The sequence below is a fragment of the Saccharopolyspora aridisoli genome (assembly GCF_004348445.1).
GTDB classification, from domain to species: domain Bacteria; phylum Actinomycetota; class Actinomycetes; order Mycobacteriales; family Pseudonocardiaceae; genus Saccharopolyspora; species Saccharopolyspora aridisoli.
In genome coordinates this window covers 49,844-70,475 of the sequence record NZ_SMKV01000008.1, presented here as the reverse complement: position 1 = coordinate 70,475, position 20,632 = coordinate 49,844, and the positions used below count along the sequence as shown (strand labels likewise).

At 70.6% G+C, this 20,632-nt stretch carries 23 protein-coding genes; 11 read left to right on the top strand and 12 right to left on the bottom strand.

Features of this window, described 5'->3' with window-relative positions; translation table 11 throughout:
• The first annotated feature begins 10 nt into the window (after positions 1-10).
• From E1161_RS08605 to purU, 4 genes are all read left to right on the top strand, one after another.
• Positions 11-529: a DUF2505 domain-containing protein gene (locus E1161_RS08605; protein WP_132621401.1), complete on the top strand. Its 519-nt coding sequence runs from the start codon at positions 11-13 to the stop codon at positions 527-529.
• Between the two features lie 85 nt (positions 530-614).
• A complete protein-coding gene (locus E1161_RS08600) occupies positions 615-1,466 on the top strand; it encodes a methyltransferase domain-containing protein (protein WP_132621399.1) in 852 nt (283 codons plus the stop codon).
• Between the two features lie 44 nt (positions 1,467-1,510).
• The gene (locus E1161_RS08595) at positions 1,511-2,236 is read left to right on the top strand and encodes a maleylpyruvate isomerase family mycothiol-dependent enzyme (RefSeq protein ID WP_132621397.1); all 726 of its coding nucleotides are present in this window, start codon (positions 1,511-1,513) and stop codon (positions 2,234-2,236) included.
• Between the two features lie 32 nt (positions 2,237-2,268).
• Positions 2,269-3,141 carry a formyltetrahydrofolate deformylase gene (purU, locus tag E1161_RS08590; protein WP_132621395.1) on the top strand — a complete coding sequence of 291 codons (873 nt, stop codon included), beginning with the start codon at positions 2,269-2,271 and terminating at the stop codon, positions 3,139-3,141.
• 132 nt (positions 3,142-3,273) lie between these two features.
• Here the strand turns inward: purU and E1161_RS08585 are convergent, their stop codons facing one another.
• From E1161_RS08585 to E1161_RS08560, 6 genes are all read right to left on the bottom strand, one after another.
• Positions 3,274-3,822 carry a YbaK/EbsC family protein gene (locus E1161_RS08585; protein ID WP_132621393.1) on the bottom strand — a complete coding sequence of 183 codons (549 nt, stop codon included), beginning with the start codon at positions 3,820-3,822 and terminating at the stop codon, positions 3,274-3,276.
• 20 nt (positions 3,823-3,842) lie between these two features.
• A complete protein-coding gene (locus tag E1161_RS08580) occupies positions 3,843-4,583 on the bottom strand; it encodes an alpha/beta fold hydrolase (protein ID WP_132621391.1) in 741 nt (246 codons plus the stop codon).
• Positions 4,583-4,867, bottom strand: coding sequence for a DUF2516 family protein (locus tag E1161_RS08575; protein WP_132621619.1), 285 nt, complete (start codon positions 4,865-4,867; stop codon positions 4,583-4,585). The genes E1161_RS08580 and E1161_RS08575 overlap by 1 nt, the downstream gene beginning before the upstream one ends.
• 116 nt (positions 4,868-4,983) lie before the next feature.
• The gene (locus E1161_RS08570; RefSeq protein ID WP_132621389.1) at positions 4,984-5,760 is read right to left on the bottom strand and encodes a hypothetical protein; all 777 of its coding nucleotides are present in this window, start codon (positions 5,758-5,760) and stop codon (positions 4,984-4,986) included.
• A gap of 9 nt (positions 5,761-5,769) precedes the next feature.
• Entirely contained in the window at positions 5,770-6,186 is a 417-nt protein-coding gene (locus E1161_RS08565; protein ID WP_132621387.1) for a helix-turn-helix domain-containing protein, read from the bottom strand.
• Between the two features lie 92 nt (positions 6,187-6,278).
• On the bottom strand, positions 6,279-6,659 hold the full coding sequence (locus E1161_RS08560; RefSeq protein WP_132621385.1) for a VOC family protein: 381 nt from the start codon (positions 6,657-6,659) through the stop codon (positions 6,279-6,281).
• Positions 6,660-6,761: 102 nt separating this feature from the next.
• On the opposite strand from E1161_RS08560, the gene E1161_RS08555 reads away from it, so the two are divergent.
• Entirely contained in the window at positions 6,762-7,307 is a 546-nt protein-coding gene (locus E1161_RS08555; RefSeq protein WP_132621383.1) for a CGNR zinc finger domain-containing protein, read from the top strand.
• A 64-nt stretch (positions 7,308-7,371) separates the two neighbouring features.
• Here E1161_RS08555 and E1161_RS08550 read toward each other — a convergent pair whose 3' ends face one another.
• Entirely contained in the window at positions 7,372-8,580 is a 1,209-nt protein-coding gene (locus tag E1161_RS08550; RefSeq protein WP_132621381.1) for a DUF445 domain-containing protein, read from the bottom strand.
• A gap of 299 nt (positions 8,581-8,879) precedes the next feature.
• Here E1161_RS08550 and E1161_RS08545 point away from each other — a divergent pair, with 299 nt between their 5' ends.
• A complete protein-coding gene (locus E1161_RS08545; protein WP_132621379.1) occupies positions 8,880-10,049 on the top strand; it encodes a pyridoxal phosphate-dependent aminotransferase in 1,170 nt (389 codons plus the stop codon).
• Between the two features lie 3 nt (positions 10,050-10,052).
• Here the strand turns inward: E1161_RS08545 and E1161_RS08540 are convergent, their stop codons facing one another.
• From E1161_RS08540 to E1161_RS08525, 4 genes are all read right to left on the bottom strand, one after another.
• Positions 10,053-12,665: a CHAT domain-containing protein gene (locus E1161_RS08540; RefSeq protein WP_132621377.1), complete on the bottom strand. Its 2,613-nt coding sequence runs from the start codon at positions 12,663-12,665 to the stop codon at positions 10,053-10,055.
• Positions 12,662-13,135, bottom strand: coding sequence for a hypothetical protein (locus E1161_RS08535; RefSeq protein WP_132621375.1), 474 nt, complete (start codon positions 13,133-13,135; stop codon positions 12,662-12,664). Before E1161_RS08535 ends, E1161_RS08540 begins: the two co-directional genes overlap by 4 nt.
• Positions 13,132-13,659: an RNA polymerase sigma factor gene (locus E1161_RS08530; protein ID WP_132621373.1), complete on the bottom strand. Its 528-nt coding sequence runs from the start codon at positions 13,657-13,659 to the stop codon at positions 13,132-13,134. The genes E1161_RS08535 and E1161_RS08530 overlap by 4 nt, the downstream gene beginning before the upstream one ends.
• A gap of 122 nt (positions 13,660-13,781) precedes the next feature.
• Entirely contained in the window at positions 13,782-14,939 is a 1,158-nt protein-coding gene (locus E1161_RS08525; protein WP_235874885.1) for a S8 family peptidase, read from the bottom strand.
• A gap of 253 nt (positions 14,940-15,192) precedes the next feature.
• Between E1161_RS08525 and E1161_RS08520 the strand changes: the two genes are divergently transcribed.
• The gene (locus tag E1161_RS08520) at positions 15,193-16,182 is read left to right on the top strand and encodes a hypothetical protein (RefSeq protein ID WP_132621371.1); all 990 of its coding nucleotides are present in this window, start codon (positions 15,193-15,195) and stop codon (positions 16,180-16,182) included.
• A 383-nt stretch (positions 16,183-16,565) separates the two neighbouring features.
• On the opposite strand, the gene yczR is transcribed toward E1161_RS08520, so the two are convergent.
• Positions 16,566-18,011 carry a MocR-like transcription factor YczR gene (gene yczR, locus E1161_RS08510; RefSeq protein ID WP_132621367.1) on the bottom strand — a complete coding sequence of 482 codons (1,446 nt, stop codon included), beginning with the start codon at positions 18,009-18,011 and terminating at the stop codon, positions 16,566-16,568.
• A gap of 61 nt (positions 18,012-18,072) precedes the next feature.
• On the opposite strand from yczR, the gene yczE reads away from it, so the two are divergent.
• The 4 genes from yczE to E1161_RS08490 all read left to right on the top strand — a co-directional run bounded on the left by yczE (position 18,073) and on the right by E1161_RS08490 (position 20,625).
• Positions 18,073-18,720, top strand: coding sequence for a membrane protein YczE (gene yczE, locus E1161_RS08505; protein ID WP_165939728.1), 648 nt, complete (start codon positions 18,073-18,075; stop codon positions 18,718-18,720).
• A gap of 397 nt (positions 18,721-19,117) precedes the next feature.
• Positions 19,118-19,705, top strand: a complete 588-nt coding sequence (locus tag E1161_RS08500; RefSeq protein ID WP_132621365.1) for a TIGR03086 family metal-binding protein — start codon at positions 19,118-19,120, stop codon at positions 19,703-19,705.
• Between the two features lie 58 nt (positions 19,706-19,763).
• Complete coding sequence (locus tag E1161_RS08495) at positions 19,764-20,204, top strand: helix-turn-helix transcriptional regulator (RefSeq protein ID WP_235874884.1); 441 nt, start codon at positions 19,764-19,766, stop codon at positions 20,202-20,204.
• A 10-nt stretch (positions 20,205-20,214) separates the two neighbouring features.
• Positions 20,215-20,625: a VOC family protein gene (locus E1161_RS08490; RefSeq protein WP_132621361.1), complete on the top strand. Its 411-nt coding sequence runs from the start codon at positions 20,215-20,217 to the stop codon at positions 20,623-20,625.
• Positions 20,626-20,632 lie beyond the last annotated feature (7 nt).

The window sequence follows — 20,632 nt, the reverse complement described above, 5'->3', positions numbered from 1 at the left end:
CCTCCGCTGCATGGCACGCCGCATCGAGCACCGCAGCACCTCCGAACGGTCCGCTGTCGAGGTGTACCGGGCGCTGATCGATTCCGGTTACCTCGCAGCCCGGTTGGAAGAGCTCGGCGGACCCACCGCGTCCCTCGTCCAGCACGTGGGCACCGAGGACGGCGCGCGCTTCCAGACCCGGCAGGGCGTCTCCGTCGACAAGCTCCCGTCGCTGGCCCGCACGGTGGTCGGCGGTGACCTCCTCATCGACCGCAGCGAGTCCTGGCGGCGCGAGGAGGACGGCCACTACACGGGCGAGATCGCGGCGGAGATCGCCGGAGCGCCGTGCTCGATCACCGGCTCGATGTGGCTGCGCGACATCGTGGCGCCGACCGGCACCGCGGTCAGCGAACTCGTCGTGGAGGGTGCGGTCAAGGTCACCGTCCCGTTCATCTCCGGGAAGCTCGAAGACCTCATCGCCGACCAGGTGCAGAAGATGCTGGTGGACGAGGACAACTTCACCGCCGCCTGGCTCGCCCAGCACGGCTGATGAGCGCTTCGACGTCCCGCCGCGCTCGGGCGCTCACCGCGACGAGAAGGCGGCTCCTCCGCTCCGCGACGGAGTTCAGCCCGCGATGAGCGTCCCGAAGAAGCGCAATCCCCGGCTCGCCGCCGGACGCGCCCGCGCGATGGGCGTGCCGACGCGCGGCACGACCAACCCGAACCGGCTGCGCCGCATCGACCGCTGGATCGCCGGCACCCCGTGGGTGGCACGCGCCGTGCGCAGCGCCGTCGAACCGGTCGTCATCGACCTCGGCTACGGCGCCACCCCGACGACCACCGTCGAGCTCGCGCAACGGCTGTCCGGTCTGCACCCGCGGTTGCGGGTCGTCGGCCTGGAGATCGACCCCGACCGGGTGGCGGCGGGCAGGGCCGTGGCCGACCCGCCCCGGCTGGAGTTCCGGCGCGGCGGTTTCGAACTCGCCGGGCTCGCAGCGGGGATTCGCGACTTCCCCGGCCCCGCGCTGATCCGCGCGCTCAACGTCCTGCGCCAGTACACCGAACCGGAAGCGTGGAAGGCGTGGGACGAGGTGTGCTCGCGGCTGGCGCCGGGCGGACTGCTCGTCGAAGGCACCTGCGACGAGATCGGCCGCCGCTGCTGCTGGGTGACGCTCACCCGGGAAGGGCCCCGCACGCTCACCCTGGCCTGCCTGCCCTCCGACATCGACAAGCCCTCCGACCTGGCCGAACGCCTGCCCAAGACGCTGATCCACCGCAACGTCCCGGGCGAACGGATCCACGCGCTGCTCAGCGGGCTCGACGTCTGCTGGGCGAAAGCGGCCCCGCACGCACCCTTCGGGCCCCGGGCGCGCTGGGCGCACACCGTCCGCCTGTTCGCCGAGCGGTGGCCCGTCCTCGACCGGCACCCCCGCTGGCGCCTCGGCGAACTCACCGTCCCCTGGACGGCGGTCGCCCCGCAGGTGTGAGATTTTCCGTTTCGCGCCACGGGCTCAGCACCTTTAATGGGGGCATGGATCTCGACTTCCACCTCGAAGCCACGCACGAGCAAGGGGAGGCGTTCCGCCGCGCGGTGCTCAAGGCCGGCCCGGACGCCGCTGTGCCCACCTGCCCCGGCTGGGACGTCCGGCGGCTGACCGGGCACGTCGCGCAGGCGTACTGGCGGGCGCGGGAGTCGTTGAAGGTCGAACGCGGCGGCAGCAGACCGGAAGCACCCGAAGCGCCGGCTGCTCTGGACGCCGCGCTGTCCTGGTGGGACGAACTCCGCACCGAGCTGCGCACCGAGCTGTCCACGGTGGACCCCGACCTCCCGGTGTTCGCGATCTTCGCCGACGGGACCCCGGCCGCCTGGGCGCGCCGGGTCGCGCACGAGACCGCGATCCACCGGCTCGACGTCGAACTCGTCCTCGGCCAGGGCGGTGACCTGGTCTTCGACCCCGAGCTGGCGGCCGATGGCATCGACGAGATGCTGGTGAAGCTGCTGCCGCTGGGCGATTGGACGACCCGCGAGCACCACGGCACCGTGCTCTACCACGCGGCCGACGCCGGGCGGGCCTGGCTGGTGACCTACCGACCGGGCGAACCACCCACGACAGGCGCTCCGTCGGACGCCGGGCTGGAAACCGACGCGACCGTGGCGGGCACCGCCGACGCCCTCTACCGCCGGGTGTGGGGACGCCCGAGCTCGGCGCTGGTCACCGGCGACACCACACTCGCCGGGGTGGCGGCCGGACGCTGATGCAAACCACCCCACCTGCGACAATCATGGTCGTGAGCTCTTCCGAACGCCGCTTCGTCATCAGCCTCGGCTGCCCAGACCGAACCGGGATCGTCGCCCGGGTCTCCGGATTCCTGGCCGAGTTCGGCGGCTGGATCGTCGAGGCCGGTCACCACACCGACACCGCGACCGGCTGGTTCTTCACCCGGCAGGAGGTGCGCGCGGACTCGCTCCCCTTCGGCGTCGACGAGCTGCGCGAACGCTTCGCGGCCGTCGCGGAGGAGCTCAGCGACCGGGCGGAGTGGCGGGTCTGGGACACAGCTGAGCGGCGCCGGGTCGTCGTGCTGGTGTCCAAGGAGGCGCACTGCCTGCACGACCTGCTCGGCCGCGTCGGGTCCGGGGAGCTGGACGTCGAGCTGTGCGCGGTGATCGGCAACCACCCGGAGCTCGGGCCGATCACCGAAGCGCACGGCATCCCGTTCCACCACGTGCCCTTCAGCAAGGACCCGGAATTCAAGGCCGCCGCGTTCGAGCAGGTCAGGACGCTGGCCGAGGAGCACGATCCGCACGCGATCGTGCTGGCGCGGTTCATGCAGGTGCTCCCGCCGGAGCTGTGCGACCGGTGGGCGGGCAAGGCCATCAACATCCACCACAGCTTCCTGCCTTCGTTCGCGGGCGCCCGGCCGTACCACCAGGCGTACGAGCGCGGCGTGAAGCTGATCGGCGCGACCTGCCACCACGTGACGGCGGAGCTCGACGCGGGCCCGATCATCGAGCAGGGCGTGATCCGCATCGACCACACCGACGACGTCACCGACATGGTGCGCAAGGGTCGCGACATCGAGAAGATGGTCCTGGCCCGGGGCCTGCGCGCCCACGTGGAGGACCGAGTCCTGGTCCACGGCAAGCGCACCGTCGTCTTCTAACTCCCGCTCCCACGCGAAGCGGAACGTCGCCAGCGGGCAGTGCTGGTTCGAGCCGACCGGACACGACGGTTCGGTCATGCTCGGTCCAGCCACGACTGCCTGCACGCGAGGGGCTCAGCGAGGTGAGAGGGCTCAGCGGGCGAGGTCTTCGATGAGTTCCGCTCCGGGGCGCTCGGTGAGGACGTCCGCTGGAGTGATGATCTTGCTCCGGCGCAGGCCACTTCCGACGACGACCGCGCCCGCCTCGGCCACCCTCGGGTCGATCAAGATCGGCCACGTGTCCGGGAGCCCGAACGGGGTGATCCCGCCGTGCTCCATGCCGGTGAGCGACACCGCCTCGTCCATCGGCGCGAACGAGGCCTTGCGCACGTCGAGGCGGCGCTTGACGACGCCGTTGACGTCGGCGCGGGTGGTGGCGAGCACGACGCAGGCCGCGTATCGGACCTCTCCGGAGCGCTTGCCCGCGACCACCACGCAGTTGGCCGACCGCTCCAGCGGCGACCCGTACTCCTCGCAGAACGCGGCGGTGTCGGCGAGCTCCGGGTCGATCTCGGTGACACCGACCCGATCGTCACCGAGCGCGCGCACGACGTCGGCGACCGGGTCGGCCAGCAGGTCGAGCCGCTCCAGCGCCGTCGTGACTTCCAGCGTTCCCGCCGCAGCGGACCAATCGAAACCCATGGTCGCCCACGATAGAGCGCTCAGCGCAAGAAGTTCGTCAGCAGGTCGCGCAGCTGCCTGCGGTGGGTGAGCATCGGGGCCCGCGATTCCAGCAGCTCCAGCCGCGCGGAGCGGAACGCCGCAGCGGTCGCCTTCGCCGCCGAGGCGGGATGCACGGGGTCGCCGGTGGCACCGATGACCAGGACCTCCGCGATCGCGTCCGACAGCGCGCCCGCGTCGGTGACGGGGACCTGCTCGGGCAGAGCGCGCAGCGCCTCGGAGAGCCGGGACAGCGCCCGTGCTCGCTGGTCGAGGTGGTCGCCGACCTCGATGCCCGGAGGGATCTCCGCGGCCAGCACGTCGTGCAGGCTCGCCCCGCCGTCGTCAGCGGCGACCGCCGCCGCCAGGCGCTCGTAGGCCCAGGCAGCAGCGGGTTCGCGGGGATGGTCGAGAGCCGCCGGGAGCAGCAGCGCCAGGCGCTGGAAGCGGTCGGGGCGTTCGGCTGCGATGCGGGTGAGAGCGCCCGCGCCGAGCGAGACGCCGACCGCCTGGGTCGCGCCGACCTCGTCGGCGACCGCGAGCACGTCGGAAGCGACCGAACCGTAGTTCCAGTAGCCGGCCGGGGCGTCCTGCGCTGCACCGTGGCCGGGCAGGGTCACCACGACCCGCGTGCCGCGCAGCCCGGATGCGGGAATGCGCGCCTCGCCCTCCGTCGCACCGAGTCCGTGCACGACCAACGTCACCGGGGTGCCGTCGCCGAACACCCGCCAGCGGGCGTGCACTACCAGGACCGCCCCTGGACTTCCCTCACCTTGGGACGGACGTCGACGATGTAGACGAGGGCGGCGACCAGACCGGCGATCCAGATGATCCCGTAGGGACCACGCATGTCGAGGATCAGCAGGAGCGCGGCGGCACCGGTGATCCCCATCCAGGCCAGCTTGTTCAGCTTGTCCGCGGCCGTGAAGGCATCCGCGCGCTGCAGCGCGGCGTGCACGAAAGCGAACACACCGACCGGGATGCCCACGACCCAGATGACCGTCAGGATCCACCAGTACAGCGGCATTCCGCTCGAAAAACCCACGTCCCCACCTTACGTGCTAGTCAACGCCGAAAGCACCCACCTCCACAGCAACCGGTCCCGGCACCCGCGTCGGGTACCGGGACCGGCGCTCGCGGAGATCAGTTGCCGCTGGTCTTGGTGGTGCTCGTCTTCTTGGCGGCAGGGGTCGGCTTGGTGGCCGTCACCTTGGCCGCCGGGGTGGCCTTCGCCGCGGGCTTGGTGGCAGCGGACTTCTCGGTGGCGGTCTCGTTCTGTGCCGTCCCGTTCTGTGCCGTCCCGTTCTGGGCAGTCCCGTTCTGGGCCGTCCCGTTCTGGGCGGTAGCGGTCTGGGCCGTCCCGTTCTGGGCCGTAGCGGTCTGGACCTTCCCGCTCTGGGCCGTCTCAGCCTGGGCGGTCTCCGTCTCGGTGGACTCGGTCTGAGCGGTCGCGGCCTGCGGAGCCTCGGCCTGGGCCTCGTCCTTGGCGAAGGTGCGGGTGACCTTGCCCAGCACGTCGTCGGCCAGGCTGCGCACGTCACCGACACGCCCCTGAGCTGTGCCGACCTGCTCGCGGACCTTCTTCACCTGCGAGGAGTCCTGCAGCTTCTTGAAGGTCTCCTCGCCGTGCTCGCTGAGCTGGTCGTAGATCTTCTTGGCGGACTCGCCGTAGGTCTCCAGCTGCTTGCGGACCTCGGAGGGGTCCAGCTTGGCCTTGAACTCGCCGAAGTCCTTGGGCAGCTCGGCCTTGGCGGACTCGGTTCGCTCGGTGACCTCGGTGCGGAACTTGTTCACGGCGTCCAGCACGGCCTGCGCGGCGAGGTCACCGGCGCCGAGGGCGGCCAGCAGGGGGGTGCGCGCCTGGTCGACGCCGTCCTTGAAGGCCTTGTTGACGTCGTCGGGGTTGGGGAAAGTCGGCATTTCGCGTTCTCACTCCTCGGGTTGGTGGGTGTTCCCGTTGGCGTCCCCGTCCTCCGTCGCGTCCTGCTCGCGACGGAACGAGGAGTAGATGTCCAGGAGGACTTGTTTCTGCCGCTCGTTGAGCTCCGGGTCGGCGAGGACCGCGTCGACCACGGGCCCGGACTCCCGGCTTTCCAGGATTCCGGCCTGCACGTAGAGCGCCTCAGCGGAAATCCTCAGCCCCTTGGCGATCTGCTGCAGGATTTCCGCGCTCGGTTTGCGCAGTCCGCGTTCCACCTGGCTCAGATACGGGTTGGACACGCCAGCGAGCTTCGCCAGCTGCCGCAACGAGATCTGCGCGTTGTTGCGTTGTGCCCGGATGTAGCTCCCGAGGTCGCTGACCGCCTGGTTCACGGCTTTGGGGACGGCTTTGTCCATGCGTTCCATCGGGCACCTCTCCGGTTCACGACCCACCATAACGCCGAGTGCTAGCTCTTGCAAGCACCCAGCTAACACCCTTTTGCGCTCGGCCGACAACCTTACTGAGCTGCGCACATGCAGAAGGGGTGACCTTCTGGATCGACGTAAACCCGAAAGCTAGCGTCGAGCTGGTCGGGCGGCTGCGGCAACTGCACCGCGCCGGCGCCGATCGCCCGCTCGTGCCCCTCGTCGAGCGTGCCCACCCGGACGTCGAGGTGCGCCATCTGCGGAACCTCCCGATCCGGCCAGGTCGACGGCCGGTGATCGGGGTCGAGCTGGAAGGCCAGCGGAGCACCGCCCGCGGGGTCGGCGAGCTCCACCCAGCGATCCCCGGACTCCTCCTCGTCGATCTGCCAGCCCAGCAGCCTCCCGTAGAACTCGGCGAGCCGACGCGGGTCGGCGCAGTCGATCGCGTACGCGGCGAGCTTCAACGCACTCATCGCACTCCCTCTCGAACCAGTCTCGACGTTTTGGCAGTTACTAACCGCCGACAAGCAGAATGCTGGTTACAGGGGTCGGCCGCAACCCCCTACTGGCTTACGATGGTGTCCGTGAACAGCAGAGCTGTCGCTCCGGAAGTGGGCCGAGCGCCTGTGCTGGAGGCGGTCGAACTCGACTTCGACCACGACATCGAGCTAGTCCTGGCCTTCCTCAACACCTGCGACGCCGAGAAGGGCACCGAAGTCCTCGACGATCGCGCCCAATGGCAGCGGTGGTGCACCGCGCGCGGTCTGGGCGTGGTTCCCGAAGTCGAAGCCGCCCGCGAAATCCGCGACACGATGCGGTCAGCGGTGACCTACGGGATGCGCCCCTCCGGTCTGGCGAACACGACGTGGCCCGTGCAGGTACAGCTGCGCAACGGCATCCCCTCGCTGGTCGGGGTGGACGCGCTGGGCAGCGTGCTGGTCGCCGCCACGCGGCTGGTGCACACCGAGCACTGGGATCGGATCAAGATCTGCCCGGCCGAGGACTGCCTGTGGGCGTTCTACGACCGCTCGCGCAACAGATCGCGCACCTGGTGCTCGATGCGCGTCTGCGGCAACCGCGAGAAGGCTCGTTCCTGGCGCGAAAGGCACACGCCGGCTTGAGAGCGGTACGAGCTGCGAGGGGGTTCCACGCCTCGGGCTACGCCGCTGAACGCGCAATGCGCGTTCAGAACAGCAGGTCCGAGATCGCGTAGATCGCCAGGCCGGCGAGGGCGCCGACGACGGTGCCGTTGATGCGGATGAACTGCAGGTCGCGGCCGACCTGCAGCTCGATCTTGCGCGAGGTCTCCTGGGCGTCCCAGCGCTCCACCGTGTCGGTGATCAGCGTGGTCAGCTCGTCGCGGTAGTTCGACACGACGTAGGTGACGGCACCTTCCAACCAGCCGTCGACCTTCTCCCTCAGCTCGGGTTCGGTGTGCAGCCGGGCGCCTAGCGAGCGCAGGCCGTCCCGGACCCGCACCCGCAGCTCGCTGGAGGGGTCCTCCGCGGCGTCGAGCAGCATCTTCTTGGCCGTGCCCCAGGCCGAGGACACCAGGTTCTGCACCTCGGGGTGCTCCAGCACCTGGTGCTTGATCTGCTCGGCCTTGGCCATCGTCTTCTCGTCGTGCTGCAGGTCGTGGGCGAACTCGACCAGGAATCGGTCCACGGCCTGGCGCATCGGGTGCTCGGAGTCGGTCCGCACCGCCCAGGCGAACGAGAGCACCTCGGCGTAGATCTTGTCGGCGAGCATCGCGTCGACGAACTTCGGCGACCACGACGGCGCCCGCTGGCTGACCACCCGCAGCACGGTCTCGTGGTTGTCGCGCACCCAGTCGTAGGCGCGGTCGCAGACCAGGTCGACGAGCTTGTGGTGCGAGCCGTCGGTGAACACCTGGCCCAGGATCCGCCCCAGCGGCGGGCCCCACTGCTGGTCGACCAGCTTGCGCACGACACCGTGCTCGATGATCGCCTGCACGTCGTCGTCGCGGAGAACCTGCACGGCACCGCGCACGGCGGTCGCCAGCTCGGAGGTGACCCGCTCGGCGTGGTCGGCGTCGTCGAGCCAGTGCCCGACCCGGCGGCTGATGCCCGCGCTGCGCAGCTTGTCGCGCACCACCTTCTCGGTGAGGAAGTTGGTGCCGACGAAGTCACCGAGGCTGCGGCCGATGGTGTCCTTGCGGGTCGGGATGATCGCTGTGTGCGGGATCGGCAGGCCCAGCGGGTGCCGGAACAGCGCGGTCACCGCGAACCAGTCCGCCAGCGCACCGACCATGCCCGCCTCGGCCGCGGCTCGGACGTAGCCCGCCCACGGCCCGGCTCCGGCGGTCTCCTGCCAGCGAGCGAAGAAGTAGACCACCGCCGCCAGCAGCAGGAATGCGGTGGCGACGGTCTTCATCCGCCGAAGACTCCGGCGCTTTTCCGAGTCGGGAACCGATGTGGGGTGCACGCATCGATTGTTGCAGCGATTCCGGGCAAGCCGGGGCGAACGCGACCACGTGGCTCTGCTAACAGCAGCGACGACGACCTGGTGAGGCCCCCGAGCGGCTGCTCGGAACCGGTGCTGCGGTGCGGACGTGCGTTGGCGAGAACGCGTCGGCGCGCCCCGAGCCGACTCCGGTCCCGCCACGCGGGACGACCACCGGGCCGCTAAAACGCTGGTCATCGGCTTCGTCCGATGCATTAGCATCCGGAGGCGTGCGCACTCCTGCTCTGACCTCCCGCCTCCGGCCGTTCACGTCCACGATCTTCGCGGAGATCACCGAGCTGGCCCGCCGCACCGGCGCGGTCAACCTCGGCCAGGGCTTCCCCGACACCGACGGCCCGGAGAGCATGCTGCGGGTCGCGCAGGAAGCGATCGCGGGCGGCGTGAACCAGTACCCGCCGGGGGCCGGTGAGCCCGAGCTGCGCGCTGCCATCAGCGAGCACCGCTCCGCCCGCTACGGCACCGAGTACGACCCGGGAGGTCAGGTGCTGGTCACCGTCGGTGCCACCGAGGGGCTGACCGCGACGATGATGGCCCTTGTCGAGCCCGGTGAGGAGGTCGTACTCGTCGAGCCGTACTACGACTCGTACCCGGTCGCGGTGGCCATGGCCGGTGGCGTTCGCAAGACCGTCGGCCTGCGCCAGGGCCCCGACCACCGCTTCGAGCTCGACCTCGACCAGCTGCGGTCGGTCGTCGGCCCGCAGACCCGCGCGCTGGTGCTCAACTCGCCGCACAACCCGACCGGCACCGTGTTCACCGATGCGGAGCTGGCCGCGATCGCCGAGGTCTGCCGGGACAACGACGTCATCGCGGTCACCGACGAGGTCTACGAGCACCTGCTGTTCGACGGGCGCGCGCACCACCCGCTGGCCGGGTTGCCGGGCATGGCCGAGCGGACCGTGTCGATCTCCAGCGTCGGCAAGAGCTTCAGCGCCACCGGCTGGAAGATCGGCTGGGTCTGCGGCCCGTCCGAGCTGGTCTCCGCCGTGCGAGCTGCCAAGCAGTTCATGACCTTCGTCGGCGGCGCGCCGTTCCAACCAGCCGTCGCGCACGCGCTGCGCAATGAGCTGGCGTGGGTGGACCAGCTTCGCGCCGACCTGCAGCGCAAGCGGGACCGGCTCTCCGACGGCCTCAGCGAGGCCGGGTTCGACGTGCTCGACAGCGAGGGCACTTACTTCATCTGCGCCGACGTGAGACCGCTGGGCTTCACCGACGGGGCCGACTTCTGCCGCTCGCTCCCCGAGCGCGTGGGAGTCGCCGCCATCCCGGTGCAGGTGTTCTGCGACAACCCGGGCGACTTCCAGCACCTGGTGCGCTTCGCGTTCTGCAAGAAGGACGAGGTCCTCGACGAAGGCATCCGCCGGCTGCACAAGCTGCGGTAGTCCTCAACCACCTCCGTACCCGATGCAGATGAACCCGGTTTCGCCGTGCCGCGCTTGGGCTTCGGCCAGGGCAGCGGCAGGCGGCACGCCTGCGTCGAGCCCGTCGTGGAGCGACAGCATCACCTCCACCGTCCGCTCGTCGGGGACCGGGACGACGCTGGCGATCACCGTCGCTGTGCCCCGGTCCAACAGGGTCGCGGTCAGCCCGCTGAGCTGATCACCCCTGCTGATCGCGGACTTCCCGACGTCGCAGGCCGACAGCACCACCGTGGTGGGGCTGCGGCGGAGGCCGTCGAGGTCGTGCGCGTAGAGCGGGCCGTTGTCGAGGTCCAAGCAGGACAGCAGCGGTTGGTCGTCACGGAAGTGGCCGTGCGCGGCCAGGTGCGCTACGCGGGCTCCGTCCAATGCGGACAGAACGCGGTCGGTTCTCGCGCCTGATCCGGTGAGCAGCCGCCCGCCTCCGCGGTGGTGCAGCGTGCGGACCTCGCGTTCGGCGTGGTCCAAACGCGGCCCGGCGATCCACGCCTTGCCGCCGTGCGGATCCGCCTCACGTGCCCGCTCGGCGCCTCCCAGCCAGCAGCGGATCGACGGGCTGACCGTGACGGGGTTGCCCCGGCACGCGGGCAGCGCCGCCCACGGCAGCAGGTGCAGCCGACCGGTGGGCACCACGACGAGTTCGCGCCCCTGCTTCAGGGCTGGGAGGACGGGTGCCAACAGCTGCGCTTGGAGTTCGGCCGCGGCCAGCTCGACTCCGTGCTCGAACATCGGGGCCGCGCGGGAGTCCACGCCGCACGCCTGTCGCGCGAGCAGGTGGCGGAGGCGGACGGCCTGGCCCTCCGCCGTTGTCTCCGGTCCGAGCACGTGCAGCGCAGCCTCACCGTCCACGATGGACACCGCGAAGAGCCTGCCGTTCTCGGAGAACAGGCTCAGCAGGACGGCGTCCGTGAGTGCGGCGCTGATCTCCCCGATCTCGGCCGCCGCCCGCAGCCGGTCCGTGCGACCCTCCACGAGCATCGCCTGGTGCCGCACCTGTTCTTCCAGCTCGGCGACGGTGTTCAAGGCCCGCTTCGGGTCCGCCGCGCGTTGCGCGTCGAGCACCGCACCGCGCAGCCTGACCAAGGCCGCGTTCAGCCGCGGGTCCGACGGCGGTCGCAGCGCCCGGCGGTGCAGCGCGCTGGCCCGCGAGCGTTCGGTCCAGCGCAGCACCAGCTGCGGGTCTCCGATGCGCAGTGCGGCGCGCACCGCGACCTCACCGAGCTCGTCGCCCAGTCCCAGCGCGTGCACCCGCATCTCGAAGGCGGCCATGCCGACCGCCTGGCCGTCGACGGCCTTGAGCCCGGCTCGGCACGCCCGCAGCAGCCGGGCGGTGTTGCCCTCCTGCTCGGCGAGCAGCGCCTCGGCCAACCAGCCCAGGGCTCGCAGCTGTGGTGGCACGGCGAGCTCGCGCAGATCAGCGCAGCGCCCGAGCAGCTTGCGCGCCACCGAGGTCAGGCCCGCCAGCTGCGCGGTGCGCCCTGCGGTGAGCCGGAGCTCGGCGGCGGCTGCGCGCCACCCGAAGTCCTCGCACGCGTTGGCGGCTCGTCGCGCCGCTGACAGGGCGTACCGCGTGTTCTGCCCGGACCGCAGCTTCGCCTGCCACACGATCGCCGACGCCAACGCCGCCCAGGCAGGCCGCTTCTGGCCGCGAAACAACCGCCTCGCCTCGCTCGCCGCCTCCGCCGCCGCAGCCGGGTCGCCGTCACGCAGCGCGCATTCGGCCAGCGCGAGCCGGGTTTCGGCGAGCCGGCCCTGCCGTCCGGTGGCGGCCAAGCGCTGCGCCGCCTGTTCCATCACCGCGCGGGCGTGCCGGGTCAGTCCCGCCGCCGCCAATGCTTCACCTCTGTCCACAGAGGCTTCCGGGTTCGCGGTGACGTCGAGCCCGGCCGCCTCCGCCTGCTCGAAGAGCCGCAGCGCCCGGGGCAGATCGCCCGCCCGGAACGCCACGCAGCCCCGGTTGTGCCGGCAGCCTGCGGCGCGCGCACCGCGCGCGTCGTCGATGAAGATCCGCTCGGCGTCGGCCAGGTCCTGCTCGGCCTCCTCCAGCCTGTTGGTGTAGAGGTTGGCCAGGCCGCGACCGAGCAGCGCGTTGGCCTTCCACCGCCGATCCCCGTCGAGGTGGACCAGAGCGCTGGTCAAGCGCAGTCTCGCGTCCCGGTGGTGGCCGCGCTGGCAGTGCAGCAACCCGCGAAGGCACGTCGCCCTGGGCCGGTCTTCGGCGGGCAGGTGCGGTTCGGCGGCGGCGAGGTTCGCCCAGCTCGCTCCGGTGGCGCCTCGTTCCAGCTCGATCCACGCCAGCGTCAGCTGCAGCTGCGCGGCCCGCTTGGACCAGCCACCGCGTTGCGCGGTGGACAGCCCGAGCCGCACGTGCCTGCGCGCCTCGTCGACGCGGCCGAGCTCGACCGCCGCCAGCGCGGCGATGTGCCGGGCCAGCACCCGCAACTCACCGTCCGGAGCCGCACCCGACAGCAGTCGTTCGGCCTCTCGCGACGCGTCGTGCGGTGCCGCGGTCGCCTCGTCGCGCCACCGCAGCGCGGCCTCGATCGCACCCGGCGGCGCCACCGCCGTCGCCGCGCTCAACAGACCAGCCAATCCGCGATGGCGGGCTCGGCCCGCTCGGGGCGGAACACCACGCTCAGCGGCCCGCGCGGTACGTCGGCCACCTGGAACGCGCCGTGCCGGTCCAGTTCCCCGCTGCGCTCGCCGGACGGGTGGCGCAACACCACCTCGCCGGTCGGCGGTGCCTGCCCGGACCGGTTGAGCACCATCCCGGACACCCGGACCAGGCCCGCCGCCGTGGGCACCACGTCCATCTCCAGCACCCGGCCGGGCATCGCGAACGTCAGCACGCGGGACTGCGAGCCGCCGGTGCGCACGCCGATGCGCTCGTCCGCGGAGTCACCGACGAGCTTGAGCTCGCCCCTGTCACCGCGCGCCGCGCGCATCGCGACCGCCGCGTACGAGCCGGCCAGCACTCGGTCCGGGACCGGGTCCTGGTTCTGGAACAGTTCGCGCAGTCGGCGCAATTCCGCCGGAATCCGCTGCTTCATCCCGCCACCTCCTCGGGCAGGTCGGCGCTGACCAACCGCCTGCGCAGCTCAGCCAAGCACCGGCTCTTCTTCGGGCCGATCGTTCCTCTCGGTATCCCCAACGCCTCGCTGACCTGCGCGTAGGTGGTCTCCGGCGCGACGGCCAAGACCCGCAGCAGCTGTTGGCAACGCTGCGGCAACGCGCCGAACGCCTGCGCCAACCGGGTACCGGAGACCACGCGCAGCGCCAGCTTCTCGGCGGCCTCGGAGTGCTCGGTCGCGCCCAGGTGATCGGTGTCCAGGCCGACGGGCGCTTCCCGCGCCCGCGCGCGGCGCAACCGGATGCGTTCGAGGTTCTCCGCCAGCGACAACCAGGTCGCCTGGCAGACGTCCTCGGCGTCCGCGGTGTTGCCGGCGTACGCCCGCGAGACACCCCAGATCACCGGCGTGTACAAGTCCACCAGCTCCCGCCACGCCTGTTCGTCCCCGGACGCTGCCCGATTCAGCAGCACCGCAGCCGGACCGGCTTCTCCGACCTCGTACACGACCAGCACCTCCGGAGCTCGGTGTCTCTCTTCCTTCCCACCGAGTAAGAGGACGAAGGGGGGCTCAAAGATTCAGTTGGCGGTGGATACCGCACGATCGGGTCAAGAATCGCGGTACTGAATCACTCGGCCGCGACGGGCTCAGGCAACGCGGTGTCGTACGGGTAGCAGTGCTCGACGAGCTCGCGGGCCCGCGCGGGGACCCGCTCCGCTTGCAGGGCCGTGGCGATCATGGCGGCGACCCTGGGCGCGGCGAAGGACGTCCCGCTCCAGCGCGCGTAGCCGAAGTCGCGGTCACCGCCGGGCGCCATCTGGACGAAGCAGCTGCGCACGTCCACGCCGGGGGCCGCGGCGTCGACCCAGCCGCCGGTGTTGGAGAACGACGCGATCTTGCCGTCGGCCCCGGTCGCGGCAACGGCCAGCACCTCGGGCGCGGCGGCAGGCCAGAAGGGCCGGGTCCGGCCGTGGTTGCCGGCCGCGGCCACCACGACGGCCGGGTCCATCGCGCGCAGCGCTGAGGCCAGGACCTCCGGGCAGCGGTCGTCGGCGGTGTGGCAGCCGGAGGTCAGCACGACCACGTCGATCGACTCGCCCCGGCGCTGCGCCGAGCGCCGCAGGGCGCGCAGTCCGGAGGCGACGGTGCAGTCGTCGGTGAATCCCAGCGAGGACAGCACGCGCTGCGGCCGGATGACCGCGCCCGGTGCGTGCTGCAGGACGATTCCGCTGACGAAAGTGCCGTGCCCTGCCTGCCGGTCCTGACCGGAGTCATCATCGGCGTCCAATTCCTCCGGAACCGCTTCGAAATCCGGGCGGCCGGTGAACCAGGGATGCCGATCACAACCGGTGTCGAGCACGCCGACGAACACCGGTGGTTCCCATTCGGCCGAAGGCGGCGCTGCGAATGGAAGGGTGAATTCCGGTTCGTCCCCGGTACCGAACATCACCGGAGTTCCGAACATGACCGGACTGCCGACGTGGACGTTGTTCACCGAGGCACCGGCACCCTCTCCTGCCAGGTCGACGCAATGGTCGCGTTCGGCATCGCGGAGCCGAATTCTGGCGAGCAGCAGGTCTTCGTCGTGGTGCACCCGATCGATCCACCTGCGGTACCGGTCGAGCACCGGGTCCAGCGAGTCCGCCGGAGCCAGCAATTCACCGCGCCTGACCAGGCATTCGCCATCGCCGCCGAGATCGTGCAGCAGCATCTCGTGCCCGTAGGACGTCCAGATGCGGTGGAGTTCTTCTAGACCCAGCTGTTCCTGATTCTGATCCTGATCCACAGCGGACACTGTGCCGCTTTCGGGCTAGGTCCACAGCGGACGAGACCCCTTCGGGGAAAGGGGATCATCCTTAACGACAACATTTGGCCCCTTCCGGAGTCCTCCAAATGCATGGAGAATGCTGGCCCAACTGTCGTGATCGTCGCTCAAGGTGGTCCGAAATCGCCCCCTGGGGTGGTTGAATGTCAGCCGGAGGCGCCGATCATGGTGCAGCCGTTGCTCCACCGCGCCACGCGGCGCGACTCGACCGGAATTGGCGGTGGTGACCGTGAAGGGAATTCGCGCAGTGCGCGGTCCCCATTCGCGCACCGCTGCGTTCCTGGTCAAGGCTTCTCTCTTCAGCGGTTTGTGCCTGGGGGTGACGGTCGGCGGTGCGACCGCGGCTTCAGCCGGCGAGAATGCGCACGCCGACAAACCGGTCGTATCGCAGCAGTCCGCTTCGGCATCAGCGTCGAGTAAGCCCGACTCCGCTGATCACTCTCCCGGATCAATGGCCACGGGCTCGGGGTCTGGAGAATCGTCGAAGCCCGCTGGGAAGCTCTCCCAGCAGAGGACCCCCGGGCCCCAGAAGGCGGTCGAGACCGAGGAGCCCGACCCGCCGAAAAGGGTTCAGCCGGAAAGGCCTGAGAAGGCCGATCCGGCGAAACCGGAGAAGGCCGAACCCGGCGAACCCGCCGAACCGTCGGTCACGACTCCCGCGGTCCCCGACAACGCGTCGGCGAACGCCAACGCGAACGAGACCTCGAGCGGGGACGCCTCCGCGAACGCCAACTGCTCGTCCAACGGGAGCTCGGCCCAAGCGAATTCCGGTACCCAGAGCGAGCGCGATTCGCTGGGCAAGGGCAGCAGCGCACGTCACAAGAACACCCACGCCGTCGCCGACGAGCAGTCGAGCGCACCGTCCAGCGCCGCCTTCACGGGGCCGACGGTCCGCGAATCGGTGAAAGCGTCGGGAACCAGCACCACTCGCGATGATGCACGGCCCCGGGCACCTGATGCGGACGAAACGCCGGACGGCGACCCTTCGGACAGCCCGAGCCCTGCCGTGCCGTCGCCCTGCTCGCCTCCCGCGAGCGCGCTGACCACGGCGAGCGTCGGTGGTGTCGGTGGCCTGCGCCAAGCTCTTGCCATCCTGCCCACCGCACCCGACCTCTCGGGCAGCGCTGCCACCTTGGTGGCTCAGCGCGACATCGGACCGAACGTCTGCACCCGATCGGCCGAAACCACGGCGTCGCCTGACTGATCGCGGCCGTTCCGGCCTGCGCATCACCGCTCCTGCGGTGACCCTGGTGTCAACACCACCCGATGAACTCCGATCCGGACGTCTGCGCCCGACCGGATCGGAACGGGGCGCCACCAGCCTGTCCGGCAGCGTCGATCAAGAACATCGCTGATCAAGCGTTTCTGACCTGCTGAGAGTAAGGCTGGCTCTGGCCCCGGTGCCGCAATTGCCCCTGCGGCGCCGGGGTGGCGCCCTCTGGCCGCACCGCCCGTCGGCACGTCGAGGGGCCGTGCCGACGGGCGGCCGGCGACTACTCCTGGGTGCGGGTCCGTGCGAAGCGCGCACAGGAACTCGCACGAATTCCACCGGCGTGGGCCTGAAGCTTTCTACGAGGGGTGTCAGCTTCAGGCGATCGGAACGGTGAGCGGGTTCGGTGCTGGTCCTGGCCGCACCGAACCCGCTGCCGCAGCGAGCCGCTGGATGGCTTCGACCAGCCGTTCACCCGGCAACGTGTAGGGCACCCGGATCCAGCGCTCCAGTGATCCGTTCACCGAGAAGCGAGCTCCCGGCGCCAACCGAACAGCGTGCGCCTCGGCCGCGACCGCCAGCCTGCTGGAGACGGGTTCGCCGACGTCGCACCAGAGCGACAGCCCGCCGTCGGGCAGGCGGAAACGCCACTCCGGCAAGTGTTCTCGCAGCGCGGCGACCAAGACCGCAAGCCGCTGCCGGGTTTCCTCCCGCCGCCGGGCCAGAACCGGTTCGGCGTCCTCGAGCAGTTCCGCGAGCACCAGCTGCTCCAGCACCGGGGTGCCCAGATCGATGGCCGCCCGCCCGAGCACCAGTCGCTGCACGAACTCCTCGCCGGCCCGGATCCAGCCGAGCCGCAGCCCTCCCCAGAACGACTTGCCCGCCGAGCCGATGGTGATGGCGCGCTCGGTGAAGCTCGCCATCGGCGGCGGCGGTCCCTCCTCGGTGAGGTCGATGTCGATCAGCGTCTCGTCGATGACCGCGTTCGTGCAGGTCCTCGCCAGGGCCGTCGCCAGCCTGGAACGGCCCTCGGCGTCCAGCCGCACACCGGTGGGGTTGTGGAAGTCGGGGATCAGGTAGGCCAGCCGGGGCGCGGTCTGGCGCAGCGTGGCGGTGAGCAGCTCCAGGTCCCAGCCGTCGTCGGTCATCGGCACGGCCACCGGGGTCACGCCGTGACCACGCAGCGCCTCGACGGCGTTGGGGTAGGTGGGGTGTTCGACGAGGACCCGCTCGCCCGGTGCGACCAGCGTCCGCAGGACCAGCGCGAACGCGTGCTGAGCACCGTTGGTGACCAAGATCTGCTCGGGGTTGGTCGGCAGACCGCGCGCGGTGTACCGCTCGGCGATGCGGGTGCGCAGCGCGGGGAGCCCGTGCGGCTGGTAACCGTGGTCCCCGAGCTGCTCGGCGAGGCGCACCTGCGCGCGTTCCACGGCTCCGCGCATCTCGGGCGGAGCGCCCGGGGTCGCCTGGGCCAGGTTGATCACGCCCGGGTCGTTGGACGGGAACCAGCCGCCGTGCATCTCGTTGCCCCGCCGCGAATCCGGCAGCTTCACCCACGAGCCGGCACCTCGGCGACTCGCCACGAAGTCGTCCTCCCGCAACCGCTCGATCGCCCTGGTGACCAGGGTCCGGCTCACGTCGAGAGCGGCGGCGAGTTCGCGCTCGGCGGGCAACCGGGTTCCCGGCGGCAGCCGTCCGTCGAGCACCAGCTGGCGAATGCCCTCGGCGAGCAGCTGCGAGGAGGGTCGGGACGTGCCGGGCCAGGACCCGAGGAGATCGACGAGCTTCTGGCCGTAGATGTGAGCGCCCGGTGTCGGCAACATGAGTCCAATCTAGCCACATTGGCTATCGATATGAAGTCCAATTCACCGGTAAGAAGGGAGCATGGCTTCGATCCCCGCTCCACTGGACCTCTCACCGCTGTCGATGCGCTTCCGCCCGCACGCACGGTTCCCGCAGCTCCTCGGCGGCCTCCTGCTCTACGGGGCGAGTCTGGCGCTCATGGTGCGCGGCGACCTCGGCCTGTCGCCGTGGAGCGTGCTCGACCAGGGGATCTCGGAGCGGCTGGGCGTGAGCATGGGGATGGCGAGCGCGGTGGTGGGCGTCGCGGTCCTGCTCTCCTGGCTACCGCTGCGGCAGCGGCCGGGCGTGGGCACGATCGCCAACGTGCTGCTGATCGCGGTCGCGGTGGACGCCACCCTCGCCCTGCTCCCTCCGGTGGAGGGCCTGGGGGTCCGGGTTCCGCTGCTGATCGCAGGGATCGTGCTCAACGCCCTGGCGACCGCGACCTACGTCGGCGCCCGCCTCGGACCGGGCCCTCGGGACGGCCTGATGACCGGGCTGCACGCGCGAACGGGCTGGTCGGTGCGTCTGGTGCGGACGTCCATCGAGGTCTGCGTGCTCGCAGCCGGATGGCTGCTCGGCGGCACTGCGGGCCTGGGGACGGTCCTCTACGCGGTGGCGATCGGTCCACTCACACAGACCTGCCTGCGGTTCACCGCCGTGCGAGTGAAAAAAGATCTCTGCCCCTAGAGACATCTCGGATACCACGCAGTAGCATTGACGCCGTCCACCTGACCCCCAGGGGTGGACCTTGACGCCCCCGCACTCCCGGTAACCCCCAGGCCGGTTGAGCGCGGGGGCGTCGCTACGTTTGGATCGCGTTCGACCGCGGACACCGCCCGATCCACCCTGCTCAGCGCTCGCAGCAGCGCGTTCTGCCGGTGCCGCCGGGCGGCCGAGGTGGACGAGCACCACCGGGTCGAACACATCGGACGGCAGCGCTGTGGTCTCCCACCACGATCCCTCCCCGCCCTCGATCATCCGAACGCTACCGGCGGCCACCGACGAACGCGGGAGGCCGTCGCGGCGATGACTTCCCAGCGGATCGCCGGTCTACCTCTGCGACAGTCCGAGAGGAGGAGCGGGCATGCAGAAGCGCGAACCGGTGACGGGTTCTGAGCTGGTCGGGTTGTTGGAGGGGGCCTTCGAGGCCACCTCGGCGGTGCTGCAGGCGGTGCCGTCGCAGCGGTTTGGAAATCCGAGTCCTTGCGACGGGTGGACCGCCGGCCAGGTCGGCAGTCATCTCGTCGGTGGTGCGAGGTACTTCGGGCAGGTAGCGGCGGGGCAGGCCACCGGGCTGCCCGCCGAGGACCCGCGAATCCCCGTCGACGAGGTGGCGACGGCGTTCGCCGAAGCAGCGCGGCTCAACCTGGCCGCCTTCAGCAGGCCGGGGGTTCTCGATCAGCAGCTCCCGTTCGCGTTCGGCCCGACGCCGGGCTGGGTGGTCGCCAACATCAGCCTGTCGGAAGCCGTGATCCACGGCTGGGACCTGGCCCGCGCTGTCGACCTGCCGTACTCGCCGGACGACGCCGCCGTCGACGCCGTCATGCGGTTCCAGTCCCAGAGCAGCGAGGACGAGCTGCGCACCGGAGGAATGTTCGGCGCGGCAACGTCGGCGCCCCAGGACGCGAGCCCGTTCGAGGAGCTGTTGGCCTTCACCGGCCGCGAACCCTGATCCGGGTCCCGGGATGAAACGGGCGCGGCTGTCGGACCGGCGTGGCAGGATTTCGCAGGTGGGTGGGTCATCGGGCAGGTCGGCGCGGTTGCGGGACCTCGCGTTGCTGAGGCGGGTCCGGGATCGGATCGATCGCGAGTACGCGCAGCCGCTGGACGTCGAGGCGCTGGCGCGCGGGGTGAACATGTCCGCCGGACACCTCAGCAGGCGTTTCCGGGCCGCCTACGGCGAATCCGTGTACGCCTACCTGATGACCAGGCGGATCGAGCGGGCGATGGCGTTGCTGCGGCGAGGCGACCTGAGCGTCACCGAGGTGTGCTTCGAGGTCGGCTGCTCGTCGCTGGGCACCTTCAGCACCCGGTTCACGGAGCTCGTCGGGGTCTCGCCCAGCACGTACCGGCGCGCAGCGGCCGGGACGGCGGCGCTCGTGCCATGCCTGGCCAAGCAGGTCACCAGACCGGTCAGGAATCGAGAAGCGCCGTCCCCGAGCAGCTCATAGCGTGATTGACATGGACATCAGCATCAACGCCAGCTTCCTCCCGCAGGACGATTCGGAGGCGGCCCTGGCCTTCTACCGCGATCTGCTCGGCTTCGAGGTCCGCAAGGACGTCGGCTACGCCGGGATGCGCTGGCTGACCGTCGGCCCGCCCGGGCAGCCCGGCACCTCGATCGTGCTGCACCCGCCGGGCGTCGACCCGGGCATCACCGACGACGAGCGGCAGGTGATCAGCGAGATGATGGCCAAGGGGACCTACGCCGGAATCCTGCTGGCCACACCGGATCTCACCGCCACGTTCGACGCGCTGCAGGCCGGTGACGCCGAGATCGTCCAGGAACCCACCGACCAGCCCTACGGCGTGCGCGACTGCGCCGTCCGGGACCCCGCCGGGAACCTGATCAGGATTCAGGAAGCGCAGTGAACGGAGC

Excerpts from the sequence above, each read along its gene's own strand:
- E1161_RS08560 (WP_132621385.1), bottom strand. The coding sequence starts at position 6,659 with ATGAGTGCGTTGAAGCTCGCCGCGTACGCGATCGACTGCGCCGACCCG.
- E1161_RS08555 (WP_132621383.1), top strand. The coding sequence starts at position 6,762 with ATGGTGTCCGTGAACAGCAGAGCTGTCGCTCCGGAAGTGGGCCGAGCG.
- E1161_RS08600 (WP_132621399.1), top strand. The coding sequence starts at position 615 with ATGAGCGTCCCGAAGAAGCGCAATCCCCGGCTCGCCGCCGGACGCGCC.
- E1161_RS08605 (WP_132621401.1), top strand. The coding sequence starts at position 11 with ATGGCACGCCGCATCGAGCACCGCAGCACCTCCGAACGGTCCGCTGTC.
- yczE (WP_165939728.1), top strand. The coding sequence starts at position 18,073 with ATGGCTTCGATCCCCGCTCCACTGGACCTCTCACCGCTGTCGATGCGC.
- E1161_RS08585 (WP_132621393.1), bottom strand. The coding sequence starts at position 3,822 with ATGGGTTTCGATTGGTCCGCTGCGGCGGGAACGCTGGAAGTCACGACG.
- yczR (WP_132621367.1), bottom strand. The coding sequence starts at position 18,011 with ATGTTGCCGACACCGGGCGCTCACATCTACGGCCAGAAGCTCGTCGAT.
- E1161_RS08565 (WP_132621387.1), bottom strand. The coding sequence starts at position 6,186 with ATGGAACGCATGGACAAAGCCGTCCCCAAAGCCGTGAACCAGGCGGTC.
- E1161_RS08535 (WP_132621375.1), bottom strand. The coding sequence starts at position 13,135 with ATGAAGCAGCGGATTCCGGCGGAATTGCGCCGACTGCGCGAACTGTTC.
- E1161_RS08570 (WP_132621389.1), bottom strand. The coding sequence starts at position 5,760 with ATGCCGACTTTCCCCAACCCCGACGACGTCAACAAGGCCTTCAAGGAC.
- E1161_RS08550 (WP_132621381.1), bottom strand. The coding sequence starts at position 8,580 with ATGAAGACCGTCGCCACCGCATTCCTGCTGCTGGCGGCGGTGGTCTAC.
- E1161_RS08575 (WP_132621619.1), bottom strand. The coding sequence starts at position 4,867 with ATGCCGCTGTACTGGTGGATCCTGACGGTCATCTGGGTCGTGGGCATC.
- E1161_RS08500 (WP_132621365.1), top strand. The coding sequence starts at position 19,118 with ATGCAGAAGCGCGAACCGGTGACGGGTTCTGAGCTGGTCGGGTTGTTG.
- E1161_RS08595 (WP_132621397.1), top strand. The coding sequence starts at position 1,511 with ATGGATCTCGACTTCCACCTCGAAGCCACGCACGAGCAAGGGGAGGCG.
- E1161_RS08490 (WP_132621361.1), top strand. The coding sequence starts at position 20,215 with ATGGACATCAGCATCAACGCCAGCTTCCTCCCGCAGGACGATTCGGAG.